12 protein-coding genes are annotated in these 16,518 nt (G+C 59.9%); 4 read left to right on the plus strand and 8 right to left on the minus strand.

Translation table 11 applies throughout. The features are described 5' to 3' along the window. Positions 1-11 precede the first annotated feature (11 nt). The 6 genes from E4P01_RS06335 to E4P01_RS06360 all read right to left on the minus strand — a co-directional run bounded on the left by E4P01_RS06335 (position 12) and on the right by E4P01_RS06360 (position 8,185). On the minus strand, positions 12-2,537 hold the full coding sequence (locus tag E4P01_RS06335; protein WP_216091259.1) for an acyl-CoA dehydrogenase: 2,526 nt from the start codon (positions 2,535-2,537) through the stop codon (positions 12-14). 229 nt (positions 2,538-2,766) lie between these two features. Further along, positions 2,767-4,218, minus strand: coding sequence for an outer membrane protein transport protein (locus tag E4P01_RS06340; protein WP_078821201.1), 1,452 nt, complete (start codon positions 4,216-4,218; stop codon positions 2,767-2,769). Positions 4,219-4,339: 121 nt separating this feature from the next. Beyond that, positions 4,340-4,843 carry an alkane oxidation protein activator PraB gene (gene praB / locus E4P01_RS06345; protein WP_078821200.1) on the minus strand — a complete coding sequence of 168 codons (504 nt, stop codon included), beginning with the start codon at positions 4,841-4,843 and terminating at the stop codon, positions 4,340-4,342. A 134-nt stretch (positions 4,844-4,977) separates the two neighbouring features. Beyond that, complete coding sequence (praA, locus tag E4P01_RS06350; RefSeq protein ID WP_078821199.1) at positions 4,978-5,472, minus strand: alkane oxidation protein activator PraA; 495 nt, start codon at positions 5,470-5,472, stop codon at positions 4,978-4,980. A gap of 125 nt (positions 5,473-5,597) precedes the next feature. Continuing rightward, positions 5,598-6,878: an alkane 1-monooxygenase gene (locus tag E4P01_RS06355; RefSeq protein ID WP_216091258.1), complete on the minus strand. Its 1,281-nt coding sequence runs from the start codon at positions 6,876-6,878 to the stop codon at positions 5,598-5,600. 308 nt (positions 6,879-7,186) lie between these two features. Further along, a complete protein-coding gene (locus E4P01_RS06360) occupies positions 7,187-8,185 on the minus strand; it encodes an alpha/beta hydrolase (protein ID WP_148853912.1) in 999 nt (332 codons plus the stop codon). Positions 8,186-8,475: 290 nt separating this feature from the next. Here E4P01_RS06360 and E4P01_RS06365 point away from each other — a divergent pair, with 290 nt between their 5' ends. From E4P01_RS06365 to E4P01_RS06375, 3 genes are read left to right on the plus strand one after another with little or no spacing between them, the layout of a single operon-like run. Next, entirely contained in the window at positions 8,476-10,014 is a 1,539-nt protein-coding gene (locus E4P01_RS06365) for an NAD(P)/FAD-dependent oxidoreductase (protein WP_216091257.1), read from the plus strand. After that, a complete protein-coding gene (locus E4P01_RS06370) occupies positions 10,011-10,901 on the plus strand; it encodes an SDR family NAD(P)-dependent oxidoreductase (protein WP_005787815.1) in 891 nt (296 codons plus the stop codon). The genes E4P01_RS06365 and E4P01_RS06370 overlap by 4 nt, the downstream gene beginning before the upstream one ends. 15 nt (positions 10,902-10,916) lie before the next feature. Continuing rightward, positions 10,917-11,759, plus strand: coding sequence for a metal-dependent hydrolase (locus E4P01_RS06375; RefSeq protein ID WP_005787814.1), 843 nt, complete (start codon positions 10,917-10,919; stop codon positions 11,757-11,759). A gap of 28 nt (positions 11,760-11,787) precedes the next feature. Here E4P01_RS06375 and E4P01_RS06380 read toward each other — a convergent pair whose 3' ends face one another. Further along, positions 11,788-14,424, minus strand: coding sequence for a glucosidase (locus E4P01_RS06380; protein ID WP_216091256.1), 2,637 nt, complete (start codon positions 14,422-14,424; stop codon positions 11,788-11,790). Positions 14,425-14,663: 239 nt separating this feature from the next. On the opposite strand from E4P01_RS06380, the gene E4P01_RS06385 reads away from it, so the two are divergent. Next, positions 14,664-16,040 (plus strand): VOC family protein, encoded by a 1,377-nt coding sequence (locus E4P01_RS06385; RefSeq protein WP_148853908.1) that lies wholly within the window; start codon positions 14,664-14,666, stop codon positions 16,038-16,040. Positions 16,041-16,179: 139 nt separating this feature from the next. Here the strand turns inward: E4P01_RS06385 and E4P01_RS06390 are convergent, their stop codons facing one another. Beyond that, positions 16,180-16,404 (minus strand): DUF465 domain-containing protein, encoded by a 225-nt coding sequence (locus E4P01_RS06390; RefSeq protein ID WP_216091255.1) that lies wholly within the window; start codon positions 16,402-16,404, stop codon positions 16,180-16,182. Positions 16,405-16,518 lie beyond the last annotated feature (114 nt).

Genomic DNA, 16,518 nt, shown 5'->3' on the forward strand with positions numbered 1-16,518 from the left:
CTCCCACACTGTCAATTCACCGGGGCGTTTTCGCTTTGGCTGCTGCGCCGTTTGGCGGCCGGTTCGAGCGCCTGCTTGCGCTGCTGCAACGCCTCCAGCAAACCAAAATCCTGGGGGAAGTCATCCACCTGGATACCGTGATCGGCGTATTCCACATAGCGGCCCAGCAAGGCGTCCTCGTCGTCGCTGATCAAGTCCAGCGCCCGCGCCTTGACGCGCCATTCGGTAAAGGCCGTGGCCGAAATCGGCAGCGGGCCAAGCAAACCTTGCTTGATGGCGGGTTTAAGCCGAGCCTCGATCGACTCCACCTGTGGCAGTAAACGAAAGCCCAATTCGCCGTAGGCCAGCTTGTCGATTTCCGGGCGCGGGATGTAGGAATTGGCCAGCAAGCGGTCGCGGGTTTCCCCAGGGGTTTGCACCACATCGGCCACTTGCGCCAACAGACGATCCGACGGTTTGTGCAGGGGAATGCCAAACGGAAAACTCAACGCGCGCACCACCGTCGCCGCTGGTTTCGACGGGTAGTTGTCGAGCACTTCGGCCAAGGCTTCATGGGCGCGCAGCAACGCGTCCTGCGCCGCCCAATGCACCAGCGGCAGATCTGCCTGGGGCCGGCCGTCGTCCTCGAAACGCTTGAGCACGCACGACAGGATGTACAGCTGCGACAGAATATCCCCCAAACGCCCGGTGATACTTTCCTTGCGCTTGAGGGCCCCCCCGAGCACGCCCATGGAAATGTCCGAGATCAACGCCAACACCACCGACAGCCGATTGGCCTGACGGTAGTAGGACGCCAGCGCCGGGTCGGTCTTGGCTGGCGCGGCGAGCAGGCGCCCGCCGGTCAGGGAATGCACCGCTGCGCGGACGGTGTTGGCCAGCACAAAACTCACATGGCCGAACATCGCGCTGTCGAAGTCTTCCAGCGCCTTGCGCCGGTCCGGGTTGCGCGCCGCTTCCATTTCGCGCAACACATAGGGGTGGCAACGAATCAGGCCCTGGCCAAAGATGATCAGGCAGCGGGTCATGATGTTGGCGCCTTCCACCGTAATGGCGATGGGGCTTTGCTGATAGGCACGGGCGAGGAAGTTATTGGGCCCCATGCAGATGCCCTTGCCGGCGACAATGTCCATGCCGTCGTTGACGATGATGCGCGCGCGCTCAGTGACGTGGTATTTGGCAATGGCTGAGATCACTGAAGGTTTCTCACCGGCATCCAGGGACGCTACCGACACCTTGCGCACCGCATCGCAGGCATACAGGTGCCCGGCCATGCGCGCCAACGGAGCCTGCACCCCTTCGAACTTGCCGATGGGCAAGCCGAACTGCTTGCGCATCGCCGCATAGGCTGTAGTGCCGCGCACGGCGACCTTGCCCAGGCCAACGTTAGCCGAAGGCAGGGAAATAGCCCGGCCCGCGGCCAGGCACTCCATCAACATGCGCCAGCCGTTACCGACTTGTTCACGGCCGCCAATCACCCACTCCAGTGGAATGAATACGTCCTTGCCGGTGGTAGGACCGTTCTGGAACACCGCATTCAGCGGCCAGTGACGACGACCGCTGTTCACCCCTGGATGAGAAGTCGGGATCAGCGCACAGGTAATACCCAGGGAACCGGCCGCGCCAAGCAGGCCGTCCGGGTCTTCGGCGCGAAATGCCAGGCCCAGTACCGTGGCAATCGGGCCAAGGGTGATGTAACGCTTGTCCCAGGTCACTTTGAAACCCAGCACTTCTTCGCCTTCGTGCAGACCTTTGCAGACAATGCCCAGGTCCGGGATCGCACCCGCATCAGAGCCGGCATACGGGCTGGTCAAGGCAAAACACGGGATGTCTTCGCCCCGCGCCAGGCGCGGCAGGTAGTAATTGCGCTGGGCGTCGGTGCCGTAATGCAGCAGCAATTCGGCCGGGCCCAGGGAGTTGGGCACCATCACCGAAATCGCCGCCGCCGAGCAGCGAGTCGACAGCTTCATCACCACCTGGGAGTGGGCGTAGTGGGAGAAGCCTTTGCCTCCGTACTGCTTGGGAATAATCATGCCGAGGAACCCGGCGTCCTTGGTGTATTGCCAGCCTTCGGGGGACATGTCCTGCCAGACTTGGGTAGTTTCCCAGTCGTTGGCAATGTCGCACAGGGTTTCGACCTCATTGTCGAGAAAGGCTTGCTCCTCCGCACTCAGGCTGGCCGGCGCGGCTTGCAACAGGCGCTGCCAGTTGGGCTTGCCGCTGAACAGCTCGGCATCCCACCACACAGTGCCGGACTCGATGGCCGCACGCTCGGTGTCGGACATCGCCGGCATGATCATGCGAAACTGGCCTAGGGCCTTGCTGGTCAACAGCGTGCGGCGCAGGGGTTTGAGCGCCAGCACCAGGGCCGGCAACACCACCAGTACCGCCGCGACGGCGGTGCCCAGGCCGGCCACGACGTTGAACAGGTAACCCGCTGCCAGCCAAACCAGGCCAGTGACCAGCCACAGGGTAGCGGCGGCTTGTCGATACGCCAGGGCAATCGCTGCTGCGAAACCCACCAATAACCAGATAAGCATAGGGATACCTCTACTTGATTCGAGATGTGGCCAAAGCACAGGCAGGTCGAGCTGCGCGGCGGCGTAAAACCACACTACAAACTTGAAAGACCAAATTCAAATTTTGTTTTGAAATTTTTATTTAGTCATTGAGCGCAATAATTTGAGGCCGAACGAAGGCCTCAAAACAGTTATCAAAATCGTTGAGCAGCGAGCACCAGATGCTCTGGTACTCGCTGTCAGGATGGGCTCAGAACTTGTACGTGGCTGACAGGCTGACAATATCGCCTGAGGACTCGGCCTTGCCGTCAAGCCTGCCACCGCCCAGTCGGTCTACGTTCTGGGTCTTGATGTTGACCTTCTCGACAAATTGATGCGAGTACGCGGCGTCCAGAGTCAAGCCAGGAACGGCTTTGATATCGTAGCCCGCACCCAAAGAGAGAAAATAACGGTCACCGTCAGGAATACGCGGATCGCGCGTCGAATTGCGGGTTGGCGTTTGGTCATAGGCCACACCAGCGCGCAAGGTCAGCTCGTCCGTTGCCTTGAAATCTCCCCCCACCGAGTACATCCACGCATCTTTGTAGTTATAGGGAATGGCGACGATAGTCGAACCCTGAGACTTGAGCGTGAGGTCCTTGAAGGACGACCACTGGGTCCACATGGCGCTGACACCCAAGGTCCAGCGGTCGTTGAACTGGTGCACCCAGTCGAGCGCCGCGGTGGCTGGAATATCCAACTGAGTACTGGCATGGGCGCCACCGGGGTACAGCGTCAGGCCCGGATAAGCCGTTTCGACCAGCGTCTTGCCGTTACCGAAGATCGTATCGTCAGTCATCAGGCCATTGTTCAAGGCATCAGCCCGGACGCTGTATTTGCCTGTCAGCTTGTTTTTGATTTTGGCGTGATAGTTAAGGCCCAGCGAGTCTCGATCAGTCGGCTTCCAGACAACACCGGTAAACCAGCCAGTGGAGATGTTATCGACCTTCACCCGCATCAGCGCGGTGCCGACGCCCGCCGGAAATGCCCCGTTACCCAAGCCTGGTGAGACTGACGCGGCCGAAAACAGGTCAACATTCTGGCTGACGAAGCCTTGACTGCGCTGAACGATAAGGCCCCCGCCGATGGAGAAGTCGTCACGCACCTTGAAGGATAAGGAGCCCGTCAGACCGACGGTCTCGATTTTGGTGTCCACGGCGAAGTCGCGAAACTTGGAGTTTTCATTCCAGGTGGTGCGCATACCTTGCGGCACGACCTGACTGAGGCCGAATGCAAAGCGGTCACCGATTGGAATAACGAGGAAGCCAGTAGGCAACCAGGCGGTGAAACCACCCTGGCCGCCATCGTTGTTATTGAGTGTTGCAGTGCTGGGGTCAAAGCTGCCATCAGGCATTACCGCCGTATTACTGACCGGGTTACCGGTGTAATCATAGGCTTGGCCGCTGTATTTGATTTTGACCCGGGCATAGTCAACGGTCTGTTGAACCACGGACTGGTCGACGAACGCCATGGCCGCCGGGTTGTTGTAGGCAGAACTTGGATCATTCTTGAACAGAGAGCCGCCGCCGAATGCCCGGCCCCAGCCTGGAGCACCATAAGTCGGCGTGGAGAAACCACCCGCCTGCGCGGGCGCAGTCGTCATCAAGCCTCCCAATATTGCCAGCCCCAGCAGTGTTTGAGCCTGTTGTTTCTTACTGATCATGCGGCACTCCTTATTATTATGCGCTCCCGGCATGGCCGGCTTTCCACGTCAGCCGGCACCTCTGGCGAGGTACCGGCCTTTCAGCGGGTGATCAACCCTTTTATCCTGCAATAAGCAGCCGTTATGGATTGACGGTCAGGCCAGCAGCAGTGGTGGTCAGCGAGACCACGTTGCAGCCACCGCTCAGAGCCTGGTTGGCAGCCGTAAGCGTGTGAGTCGCAGCATTCCAGGCCACGCTGATAGTGGATGGACCGCAGTCGGTACCTGGGATTACGATGGTCTTTTTAATGGTGTAACCAACGTTCTCTACTTGGCCGGTAGTGCCCGACAAGGCCGTCAGCTTCCAGCCTGGCGACGGGATGCTTTTCAAGGTGGGCAATGCACACAGGCCACCGCCGGTCAGCGAGGCATTGTTGATAGTCGCAACGCCGCCGCTGACATTGCCGCTGAAGGTAATGCCACAGGTCACAGGGCCCCCGAACGACGACGGTGACTGCACCACGATGGAGCCTGCGGTCGTGGTGAAAGGGCCTTCCGGGCTGATTGAAGCCGCACTGGCCATCGAAGCAGCACCCATGCAAACAGCCAGGGCAGTCAACGACACGAGAGTTTTCAAGCTTTTCATTGTTTTTCCTCACATGTTATGGCGATTCATTTCGCCAGGGGTAATGGCCATGATCGAGAGGTCACGGTGAAACTGCAGAACTTCCCTTTCCAGCCAAATTTCAATGCATTTACCGCTGCAACAGTTGGAACGGTTTATTCGACCACTTTGAAGTTGGGCGGCATCTTGATGGATACCGTGTTGATCTTGCAGTCTTCGCCAATAGCAACATTGGCGGCTTCCAACTTGCCGGTGGCGTTATCCCAAGTACCGTCGGCGGTTGAAGGGCCGCACTTGCCGCCCAGGCCAAAGGCGTGCACATCGACGCTGATCCTGGACATCGAGCCACTCTTTGTATCTTTGGCGACCAGCACCCAGGGCAAATTGATCGCTTCGACACGGCTGCATTTGAGGCCACCGTCAAACTCGACTTTATCGACATTCACCGATGAGCCATCGGCCGCGACCTTGCCGGCCACCTTGATCGTGCAGTCGGCGCTGATCAGCTTGCCTTTGGAAAAGCTGATGGGCCCTTGAGCCGTGAAGGCACTGCCAGCAGGTTCGATACGGGCAGCCTGGGCCTGGTGATAAACAATCAGGCCCATCGCTGCCAGCAGGATATGGGCGGTGAACTTGGCAGAACTTTGCATGGTGTACGTCCTTCCCTTGAAATTATTTTTGTAGGGTCAAACCACGTTCTTGCACCTGATACTGGGGGCGACAAGGACCTGCGCGATACACAGATCCCGAGTACGCCCGTACTGCTTACTTCATCTCAAAACGGCTTGGCGCTGTTGCTGTACTTCTCCAGATACTTCAAACGCTGTGACGGTTGAAGATTGGTCAGGGTGATATCCCCGGCATAATGATTGAGTACCCGATGGTCCATACGACGTCGCCACAGGTAAGGCACATAGGCCCAGACAATCATGCTCGCGTAACCATACGGAAGTTGCGGTGACTCATCGAAGTGGCGCAACGACTGATAACTGCGCGTGGGGTTGGCATGGTGATCGGAATGCCGCTGAAGTTGGAACAGGAAGATATTGGTGACAATCCGGTTACTGTTCCATGAATGGCGCGGCGAGCAGCGTTCGTAACGGCCATTGGGCAACTTCTGGCGCTTGAGGCCGTAATGCTCGACGTAGTTCACCACTTCCAGCAACGAGAACCCGTAGATGCCCTGGATGATCAGGAACGGAATCACCGCCGCGCCCAACCAGGCAATCATCGCGCCCCACAACACCACGCTGTACATCCAGGCACTGAGCACGGCGTTCTTCCAGTGCAAGGCCGGCAAACCGAGTTTGCGCAGGCGTTCGCGCTCCAGGTTCCAGGCCGACACGGCGCTGAACCACACCGAACGCGGCAGGAATGCCCAAAAACCTTCCCCCAGCCGCGAACTGGCGGGATCTTCCGGGGTGGCGACCCGAACGTGATGGCCGCGGTTATGTTCGGTGTAGAAGTGCCCGTAGAACGTCGGCGCCAGGGTGACCTTGGCCAGGAACACTTCCAGGGGCTTGGGTTTGTGCCCCAGTTCATGGGCGGTGTTGATCGCGATGCCCGTGGCAGCGCCGGTGGACATTGCCATACCCAGGTAAGTGAACACGCTGATGTGGCCATGCAGTTCAGTGCGTGCGGTGACGAATGCAGCAGCCTTGGCCAGCCAGCTCGACGGCTCAAGTGTGGCCGTAGCGTTCAACAGGCCGCCATTGATGATCCAGTCGATGCCACCGGCGGCCAGCCAACCGGTGATAATCACTGAAGAGATCACAAACAGCACGCCGGTGTAGACGATCCAGCGATAATAACGTTGGGATTCAAGGTTGCTGACGGCAGATTCAGGCGGGTTGCTGACATCTTCGCCGAGCAGGCCGTCGATCAGGGGGATCAAGCCGAAGATCACCAGCACACCCACCCACCACAATTGCTGTACGCCGGTGCCGATCGCCAGGGCGCCGGAGAGCAAGGGGGTTGCCAGTGGCATGATGCCGAGCCACCACAGGTGGCGCTTTGCGTCGGTCCAGACGTGCGGGGCGGCCAGGGTCTGATTCATGGCAACCTCCGTACACATTCGGTGTGCATCGGGGCAGCCAACAGGTTTACGGAGCGCTGACTGCCCCGAGAAATCAACCATGCGATAAAAGGCGTTTTTTTCATTATTTTATTCGCTCTTAGGCATTTCAAAAATAATTTCAAATTACACATTGAAATAATTTTTTTAAATAAATAGCGCGGAATCGTTAGGTCGTCAACTAGTTTCTCCCGCCCTTTTTACCGTGACCGGGCAGTCTCTTTTTCAGCCGTCTGGTCAGGTGTCTAGGACAGGCATCAACGCCTTTGAACCGCGAGTCGGGTGCACCCTTATCTACTCGCCAGGGCCTTGGGAGGGTGCAACAGCCGGATGCCTGCCCCGGGCCTGACGCGCTTGGCGACCTGCTCCACCAGCGCCACCACTCGCTCTGTCGCGGTGATCGGCAACATATGCCCACAGCCTTCGACCACTTGCATTTTCAGCCCTGGCACCTTGCTCGCCAGGGCCTGGCCGTGTTTCTGAAAGTCGAGCACCTTGTCGCGGGTGCCATAGATCAGCCCGATGGGCAAGGTCAGTTGCGGGTAGCGCTTGACCATGTCGGGCAGGTGGTCGTTGACCCGGTTGATTTCGGTGGACGCGGCATAGAAGTTGTCTGGACGCATGCCCAGCAGCCCGCCGCCCCGGGTGGCGAAGTCCGGCGGTGCGGCATCGGGGCCGAAGACGCCTTTGACCACTGCATTTTTACTCAGCAGGCCAACGGGCATCGTCAGGGTGTGGGCCATCCAGCGTCGCAGCCAGGCCGGGCGCACCGATAATGACAGGAACACCAGCGGCAACATGCGTTGCGGGTGAGTCAAAGGCGCTACCAGTACCAACCCGGATACCGCATGGGGATGGTCGAGGGCCAGCGCCAGAGCAACCGCGCCACCCAGGGAATGGCCCAGCACCAACGGCTTGCCCAGGTCGAGCGTGTCGATAAAGGCCGCGATTTGTCGGGCCTGGCCCGGTAAGTCTGCGGCCGTGCCGCTGTGTCGGCTGGAATAGCCTGACCCCGGCCGGTCAAGGGTGATCACGCGAAAATGCTCTCGCAACTGACCGGACAAGGCATACGTGAGGTTACGGCTGCTGCCCATCAGCCCGTGGATCATCACCAGCGGCGGGCCCTTGCCCTCTTCGACATAATGAAAGCGCTCGCCATCCACCTCGACGAAACGCCCGTTGATCGGAACCCGCGCTTCAATGCGCCGCGTCATCCAGGCACTCAAGCCCCATAACGCCACGCTGGCGCCGGCCAGCACACCCGCAGCGACAACCCATTCCACAGCCATAGCTCGGTCCTCTGCTTCCCTGCTGCTGGCGACCCGACCGGAATTGGTCAGGGCCTCAGCCATCGTCCACCCCTTGGACCTGGGCGCCCTGCATACCACGCTCGTCCGTCGGACAAATCGCACATGCGGAACAAGGTCCTAGCGTAGGCGAAATTTTCAGGTAGATTATTTAAAATCTTTTTTAAAATAATTAATTCAATTTTCCTTTGCAATGGTGTTCTATCTAAAAGACAAAACAAAAAGAGGAGCACATCCGATGCCCACCCGCTTTCTATCTATGAGGCACGCCCATGACTGCCCACAGTGATTCAATTGACATTGCCATCATTGGCTCGGGATTCGCTGGCCTGTGTATGGCGATCAAGCTCAAGGAGGCCGGGCTCACCGACTTCTTCATCGCCGAACAGGCCGAGACCCTCGGTGGTACCTGGCGCGATAACCACTACCCGGGTTGCGCCTGTGACGTGCAGTCCCATGTGTATTCATTTTCCTTTGCGCCTAACCCGAACTGGTCGCGACAGTTCGCGACACAACCTGAGATCCGCGCCTATCTGGAACACTGCGCCACACGTTTTGAGCTGGCGCCCTATCTGCGTTTTGGCATGGCCCTGCAACGTGCGGTGTTTGATGAGCAACAGCAGCGCTGGCACCTGAGCTTCAGCAATGGCCGCCAAGTCAGCGCACGGGTGCTGGTCTCGGCCATGGGCGGGCTGTCTCGCCCGGCGCTGCCGGATATCCCGGGGCTGGACAGCTTCAAGGGCAAGCGTTTTCACTCCCAGCAGTGGGACCATGACTACTCGTTGAAAGGCAAGCGCGTGGCCGTGATCGGCACCGGCGCCAGTGCCATCCAGTTCGTGCCGCAGATCGCGCCACAGGTGGCGCACCTGGACCTGTTCCAGCGCACGCCGCCCTGGATCATGCCCAAACCGGACCGGCCGATTTCAACGCTTGAACGCTGGCTGTTCAAACACTTGCCGTTCACCCAAAAGCTGGTGCGCGGCGCGTTTTATTGGGCACTGGAAGGCCGGGTGGTGGGTTTTGCCATGCACCCACGCCTGATGAAGATGGTGCAGAAAATCGCCCTGCGGCATCTGCGCAAACAAGTGGCCCGCCCTTCCCTGCGCAAGACGCTGACGCCGGACTACACCATCGGCTGCAAGCGCGTGCTGATCTCCAATGACTACTACCCGGCGCTGTCGCGCAGTAATGTCGAGGTGGTCACCGACAGGGTGCTGCGCATCGAAGCTGACGGTGTGATCACCACCGACGGGATCAAGCATCCCGCTGACTGCCTGATCTTCGGCACCGGCTTCCAGGCCAGCGCCCCCTTGCCGCGAGACTGCATCATCGGCCGCGACGGCATCGACCTGATGGACGCCTGGAGCGACGGCGCCCATGCCTTCAAAGGCACCACCGTGCCGGGCTATCCCAACCTGTTTCTGATCGTCGGACCCAACACCGGCCTGGGGCATAACTCGATGATCCTGATGATCGAAGCTCAGGTCACCTACATCCTCGATGCCTTGAAACATATGCGGCGCCAGCGCATTGCCACGGTCGAGGTCAAACCCGCCGTAGAGCACGCCTACAACCACCAGTTGCAGGACAAGCTCAAGCGCACCATCTGGAACACCGGCGGCTGCCAGAGCTGGTACCTGGACCCACGCACCGGCAAGAACACCACGCTGTGGCCCGGTTCTACCTGGCGTTTCAAACAGCTCACCCGTCACTTTGCGCTCAAGGACTACGTCGCCAGCCCGTTGCCGGCGCCCGCTCTGCCACGTCCCGTACCAGCCCCTCACTCCGCAACAGAAGGCAGCCTGTCATGAAGTCATTCAATGGCCGCGTTGCGGCGATCACCGGTGCAGCCTCCGGCATGGGCCGCGCATTGGCTTTAGCCTTGGCACGCGAAGGCTGCCACCTGGCCTTGGCCGACAAGAACAGCCAGGGGTTGGAACAGACCCTGGAGCTGATCCGCACATCGACCTTGTCGCCCGTGACCGTTACCACGCAGGTGCTGGACGTCTCTGACCGCCAAGCCATGCAGGATTGGGCTGCACGCTGTGCCGCGGAACATGGCCAGGTCAACCTGGTGTTCAACAATGCCGGGGTGGCGCTGTCGAGTACCGTCGAAGGCGTGGACTACGCCGATCTGGAATGGATCGTCGGCATCAACTTCTGGGGCGTGGTGCATGGCACCAAGGCGTTCCTGCCATATCTCAAGGCCAGCGGCGAAGGCCACATAGTCAATACTTCCAGCGTGTTCGGCCTGTTCGCCCAACCCGGCATGAGCGGTTACAACGCCACCAAGTTTGCTGTGCGCGGGTTCACCGAGGCTCTGCGCCAGGAACTCGACCTGCAACGCTGCGGCGTATCGGCCACCTGTGTGCACCCCGGTGGCATTCGTACCGATATCTGCCGCAGCAGCCGTATCGACGCGAACATGACCGGTTTCCTCATCCACAGCGAACAACAGGCCCGCGCCGATTTCGAAAAGCTGTTCATTACCGACGCCGACCAGGCCGCCAAAGTGATCCTGCTAGGTGTACGCAAAAACAAGCGCCGTGTGTTGATCGGCCGCGACGCCTATTTTCTCGACCTGCTCGCCCGTTGCCTGCCTTCGGCCTATCAGGCACTGGTGGTGTTTGCCAGCAAACGCATGGCGCCCAAGCCGCGCACACAGGTCTTTGAAACCAACGACCAGTCCCATCTCTGAACAGGAGGACGCAGCATGTTGCCGATCCGTCGCGATATCCGTTTTGCCTTGCCTGCCGAGCGCATCAAAGACTGGCATGAACAAGGGCCGGTGATCAGCCACTTCTTCAACGCCCTGTCGTTGCTGTTTCCCCAGGGCGAGCTGTTTTTCATGGACAGCGTGCGCCACTACCGCGGGCAGATCGACGATCCCGAACTGAAAAAGGAAATCCAGGGTTTCATAGGCCAGGAGGCCATGCACAGCCGCGAACATGTGGCCTATAACGACCTGCTGCAAGCGGCGGGCTTGCCGGCGCACACCCTCGACCGACGCCTGAAGTTCTTCCTCGACTTGCAGAAGAAACACCTGCCGCCGTCGTTCAACCTGGCGGTGACCATCGCCCTTGAGCACTACACTGCGATGCTGGCGGAAATCCTGTTGAGCGACCCCTCGCGCTTTGGTGATTCACTCAAGGGTTACCAGCAGATGTGGTATTGGCACGCCTTGGAAGAAACCGAACATAAAGCCGTAGCCTTCGATGTATGGAACCAGGTGATCAAACCTGGCCCCGCACGCTACCTGCTGCGCACCGGCACCATGCTGACCACCACCGTCATGTTCTGGCTAGTGGTGCTGGACTTCCACGTGCGGCTGCTGATTGCCGACCGCACCTCGGGCGGCACGCTGAAGGGGCTGTGGCGCATGGTCAAATACTTGTACGGCCCCAAGGGCGTGTTCCCGCGGATGCTCAGGCCGTGGCTGCATTATTTCAAACCGGGGTTTCACCCCTGGGAACATGACAACCGCGCACGCCTGGCAGGCATAGATGGCTTGCTTGAAGAGATCGAGCGCACGCGGCGCGGCGCCAAAGGGGTGTAGCTACCGATGCCTATGCGCGCCATGGGTGCTAGACCTTTGGCTGCAGCAGCAAGGCGACCAGGGCGCTCCACCCCGTCTGGTGCGACGCCCCCAACCCTCGCCCTGTCTCGCCATGAAAGTATTCATGAAACAACACCAGATCGCGGCTGGCCGGGTCCGCCTCCAGCTGCGCATACCCTGCCATGGATGGCCGCAGGCCATTTTCATCGCGCAGGAATAATCCGGTCAGGCGCTGGCTGAGGCTGTCGGCCACGTCTTCCAGCGACGCCAGATAGCCGCTGCCTGTGGGGTACTCCACTGAGAAGTTATCCGCGTAGTAGCGGTGAAATTCGCGCAGCGATTCGATCAGCATGTAGTTCACCGGCATCCACAGCGGCCCGCGCCAATTGGAGTTGCCGCCGTACAGGCGAGAGTCGGATTCGCCGGGCTGGTAACTGGCGCACAGGGTGTCGCCATTCATCTTCAGCGCCAGGGGTTGCTCTGCAAAGGTCTTGGACAAGGCGCGCACACCGAAGGTCGACAAGAACTCCTGGTCATCCAACATGCGGCGCAGCAAATCCTTGGTACGCTCGCCACGCAGCAACGCCAACAACAGGCGATTGCCCTGCCCCGGTTCGTTCCAACGCGAGACCAGTTTGGCCAGGTCGGGCCGGTGATGCATAAACCCCAGCAGACGCTCGCGCAGGCCTTCCAAGCCTTCATGTTCGCGCTGCTCCAGCACCAGCACGGCGAATAGCGGCATCAGGCCGACGATAGACCGCAAACGCACCGGTTCGCTCTGGCCGTCGGGACGGTGCAGTACGTCGTAGAAGAACAGGTCCTGCTCATCCCACAAGCCTTCGGCACTGTCATCGACGCGGTTGATGGCGCCGGCGATATATAGGAAGTGCTCGAAAAACTTTACCGCAATGTCCACGTACACGGCGTTGCGCTTGGCCAGCTCCAGCCCGATGCGCATCAGGTCCAGGGCATAGGCCGCGACCCAGGCAGTGCCATCGGCCTGGTCCAACTGGTAACCCGGCGGCAGCGTGGCCGAGCGGTCGAACAAGGCGATATTGTCCAGGCCCAGAAAACCACCCTGGAACAGGTTGCGGCCTTCAGCGTCCTTGCGGTTGACCCACCAGGAAAAATTCAGCAGCAGCTTGTGGAAGATCCGCTCCAGAAAGTCCATATCGCCCACGCCGGTCAGCGCCTTGTCTTGCTGATACACGCGCCAGCTGGCCCAGGCATGCACTGGCGGGTTGGCATCGTCGAAGCGCCATTCGTAGGCGGGCAATTGGCCGTTGGGGTGCATGAAACGGTCTTTAACCAGCAACAGCAGCTGTTGCTTGGCGTAGCCGGGATCGATCAGCGCCATGGCCACCGCCTGGAAGCCTTGGTCCCAGGAGGCGTACCACGGGTATTCCCAGGTATCGGGCATGGACAGGATGTCGAAGTTGGACAGGTGGCGCCAATGGGTATTACGGATATGCAAACGCTCGGGCGGCGGCGCAGGCTGGGCCGGATCACCGTCGAGCCACTGGTTGACGTCGAAATAGTACAACTGCTTGGACCACAGCAAGCCGGCCAGGGCCTGGCGCTGCACATTGCGCGCATCGTCATTGGCGATACCCTGTTGCAGGGCTGCGTAGAAGTCATCGGCCTCGCGGCGGCGCTGTTCGAACAACTTGCGTGCGTTGACCTCGGGGGCGTCCAGAGGGGCAAAGCGCAGATAGAGGCTTTTGCTTTCCAGGCCCGCTAATTCAAGACTGAATCGCGCCGCCACCTTGGTGCCCGCGTCACCGCGAATGGCCCCTTGATCACCCTCCACCACGTAATCGTTGATGCCATCCTTGAACGGCCCGGACGTCGGCTGCCCGCCCAGTTTGGCGAAGTTGCTCTCGTTTTCGCAGAACAACCATTGCCACCCATCCTGGCCCCAGGCGGTGAGCTGGCGATCGTCCATCTCATGATGACGGGCGAGCACGCGGTCGCCGTCCAGCGTCAACCTGGGTTTGGGCGCATCAAAGGTCCAGCTCCAGTCATTGCGCGCCCACAACTGGGGCAGCACCTGCAGACGTGTCGGCTGCTCCGAGCGGTTGTGCACGGTGACACGCATGAAAATATCGTCGGGCTGGTGCTTGGCGTATTCGACGCTGATGTCGCAGTAACGGTTGTCTTCAAACACGCCGGTATCAAGGATTTCATACTCGGTATCGCCCAGCCCACGGCGAGCGTTTTCAGCGATCAGGTCGGCATAGGGAAAGGCGGCATGGGGGTATTTGTAGAGCATGCGCATGTAGGCATGGCTCGGTACGCCATCGACGAAAAAGTACAGTTCCTTGACGTCTTCACCGTGGTTGCCTTCAGCGTTATTGAGGCCGAACAGGCGCTCCTTGAGGATCGCATCCCGTTCGTTCCACAGCGCCAGGCCCAGGCACCAGCGTTGTGCCTTGTCGCTGAAACCGGCCAGGCCGTCCTCGCCCCAGCGATAAGCGCGGCTGCGCGCCTGTTCATGGGGGAAGTAGGCCCAGGCGTCGCCATCGGCGCTGTAGTCTTCGCGCACGGTGCCCCACTGGCGTTCGCTCAAGTACGGGCCCCACTCACGCCAACGCTCGGCATCTTGCGTCGCCAGGCGCTGGCCTTCAATCGTGTCAAGCAGGCGGTTTGCGGGTACGGCCGTCATTGAGTCCTCCATCACCTACACAGTGAGGCGCAGTGTAGAACCCAATGGTGCGCGGTTGCACATGAAGACTCAAAGCACCTGGCGTTGACAAGCCGCTGGGGCTGGGTTTGCTCCTGTTCATGGCATCTCATTCATTTGCAGAATGAAGTCCAGAAGAATCTTCGTTTGCAAGCCGGCCTGCGCCTCAACAAAATCGGGCGAAGGTCATTTTGCTCGCCACAGCCATCAGGAATTTTTCTATGCACGCCACTGCACATGTCAGCCCCGATGAGATCCGCAAGGGCTTTTCCAAGGCCATGTCCGACATGTACCGCGATGAAGTACCTCTGTACGGCGCGCTGCTGGAACTGGTGGCCCAAACCAATGCGCGCGTACTCGACAGCCAACCTGAGCTGGTGCAGCAGTTGCAGCGTACCGGAGAAATCCAGCGCCTGGACATGGAGCGCCATGGCGCCATCCGCCTGGGCACTGCCGCAGAACTGGCGACCATCAGCCGCCTATTCGCGGTGATGGGCATGCAACCGGTGGGCTACTACGACCTCACCCCCGCCGGTGTGCCGGTGCATTCCACGGCCTTTCGCGCCGTGCATGAGCACGCGCTGCAGACCAGCCCGTTCCGGGTGTTCACCTCGCTGCTGCGCCTGGAGCTGATCGAAAACCTGGAGCTGCGCGCCTTCGCCGAAAGTGCCCTGGCCAAGCGCTCGATCTTCACCCCCGGCGCCCTGGCGCTGATCGAACAGGCCGAAACACAGGGCGGGTTGAATGCCAGCGACGCCCAGGCTTTCATCGACGAGGCGCTGGAGACGTTCCGCTGGCATAACACCGCCACCGTGACAGGCGCGCAATACGAGCAACTGAGCAACCAGCACCGCCTGATCGCCGACGTGGTCGCCTTCAGGGGCCCGCATATCAACCATCTCACGCCACGCACCCTGGACATCGACCAGGTACAGGCCGCCATGCCCGGCAAAGGCATTACGCCCAAAGCCGTGATCGAAGGCCCACCACGGCGCCATTGCCCGATCCTGCTGCGCCAGACCAGCTTCAAGGCACTCGACGAACCGATCGCGTTCACCGACGCCCACGGCAGCCACAGCGCACGCTTTGGCGAAATCGAACAACGCGGTGTAGCGCTCACGCCTAAAGGCCGCGCCCTGTACGACCAACTGCTGAACGCCGCCCGCGATGAACTCGGCGCGTTCCCCAATGAGGCCAACGCCGAACGTTATGTGCAATTGATGGAACGGCACTTTACGGCGTTCCCGGATACCCCCGCACAGATGCGCGAGCAGGGCCTGGCGTACTTTCGTTACTTCGTTACCGCAAAAGGCCTGGCGGCACGCGGCCAGCCCGAGCAGCCGCGAACGTTGCAAGCGCTGGTCAACGCCGATCACGTGGCGGTGGAGCCATTGGTGTATGAGGATTTTCTGCCGGTCAGTGCGGCGGGGATTTTCCAGTCAAACCTGGGGGATGCGGCGCAGAGTCATTACGCGGCCAACGCCAACCAGGCGCAATTCGAACAGGCGCTGGGGCGCAAGACGATTGATGAGTTGCAGCTTTACGGCGAGACGCAGCAGCGCTCCATTGATGAATGTCTGGGCACACTGCTGGCCTGAAATAGGGTGTCCTCCCCGGCTCAGCGGCACAATCCTTGCGCCGCAACAGTCCCCAGAGCCGGGTGGACGGGGCGCATCATAAAGACACAGTCCTGCGATGTCCCGCATACAAATCTGAACAAATATTGCCGTTTTGAGCCTAGCCTAATCGCCCGGCGATTTCGTCCTTGATCAGCAGCCGTTTCTTCTTCAGGTTTTCCACTTTCTCATCGCTGGCACTGGCTTTTTCCGCCTCCAGCACATTCGCGTCGGCATCGTCATATTGAGTGAGCAGCGAATCCAGCCGTTTGTCGTCCGCCCTGCGCTTGTGAACGTCTTCCTTGCTGACACCCAAGTCCTGATACAGGTCGTGTTTCACTGGCATGGCGTACCTCCACAAATTGATCAATGGTCTACGCCCTTGAAGCTAGCCCATTCCAATGGGTCTTGTCATGTTTGAGGTCAATACAGTCCCGTTCGTCATGCAGCATGCGATGGG

Source organism: Pseudomonas sp. NCIMB 10586 (assembly GCF_023127895.1).
Taxonomy (GTDB): Bacteria; Pseudomonadota; Gammaproteobacteria; order Pseudomonadales; family Pseudomonadaceae; genus Aquipseudomonas; species Aquipseudomonas synxantha_A.

Bases quoted from the DNA above. Each gene is read 5' to 3' on its own strand.
- E4P01_RS06335 (WP_216091259.1), bottom strand. From the start codon at position 2,537: ATGCTTATCTGGTTATTGGTGGGTTTCGCAGCAGCGATTGCCCTGGCG.
- E4P01_RS06340 (WP_078821201.1), bottom strand. From the start codon at position 4,218: ATGATCAGTAAGAAACAACAGGCTCAAACACTGCTGGGGCTGGCAATA.
- praB (WP_078821200.1), bottom strand. From the start codon at position 4,843: ATGAAAAGCTTGAAAACTCTCGTGTCGTTGACTGCCCTGGCTGTTTGC.
- praA (WP_078821199.1), bottom strand. From the start codon at position 5,472: ATGCAAAGTTCTGCCAAGTTCACCGCCCATATCCTGCTGGCAGCGATG.
- E4P01_RS06355 (WP_216091258.1), bottom strand. From the start codon at position 6,878: ATGAATCAGACCCTGGCCGCCCCGCACGTCTGGACCGACGCAAAGCGC.
- E4P01_RS06360 (WP_148853912.1), bottom strand. From the start codon at position 8,185: ATGGCTGTGGAATGGGTTGTCGCTGCGGGTGTGCTGGCCGGCGCCAGC.
- E4P01_RS06365 (WP_216091257.1), top strand. From the start codon at position 8,476: ATGACTGCCCACAGTGATTCAATTGACATTGCCATCATTGGCTCGGGA.
- E4P01_RS06370 (WP_005787815.1), top strand. From the start codon at position 10,011: ATGAAGTCATTCAATGGCCGCGTTGCGGCGATCACCGGTGCAGCCTCC.
- E4P01_RS06375 (WP_005787814.1), top strand. From the start codon at position 10,917: ATGTTGCCGATCCGTCGCGATATCCGTTTTGCCTTGCCTGCCGAGCGC.
- E4P01_RS06380 (WP_216091256.1), bottom strand. From the start codon at position 14,424: ATGACGGCCGTACCCGCAAACCGCCTGCTTGACACGATTGAAGGCCAG.
- E4P01_RS06385 (WP_148853908.1), top strand. From the start codon at position 14,664: ATGCACGCCACTGCACATGTCAGCCCCGATGAGATCCGCAAGGGCTTT.
- E4P01_RS06390 (WP_216091255.1), bottom strand. From the start codon at position 16,404: ATGCCAGTGAAACACGACCTGTATCAGGACTTGGGTGTCAGCAAGGAA.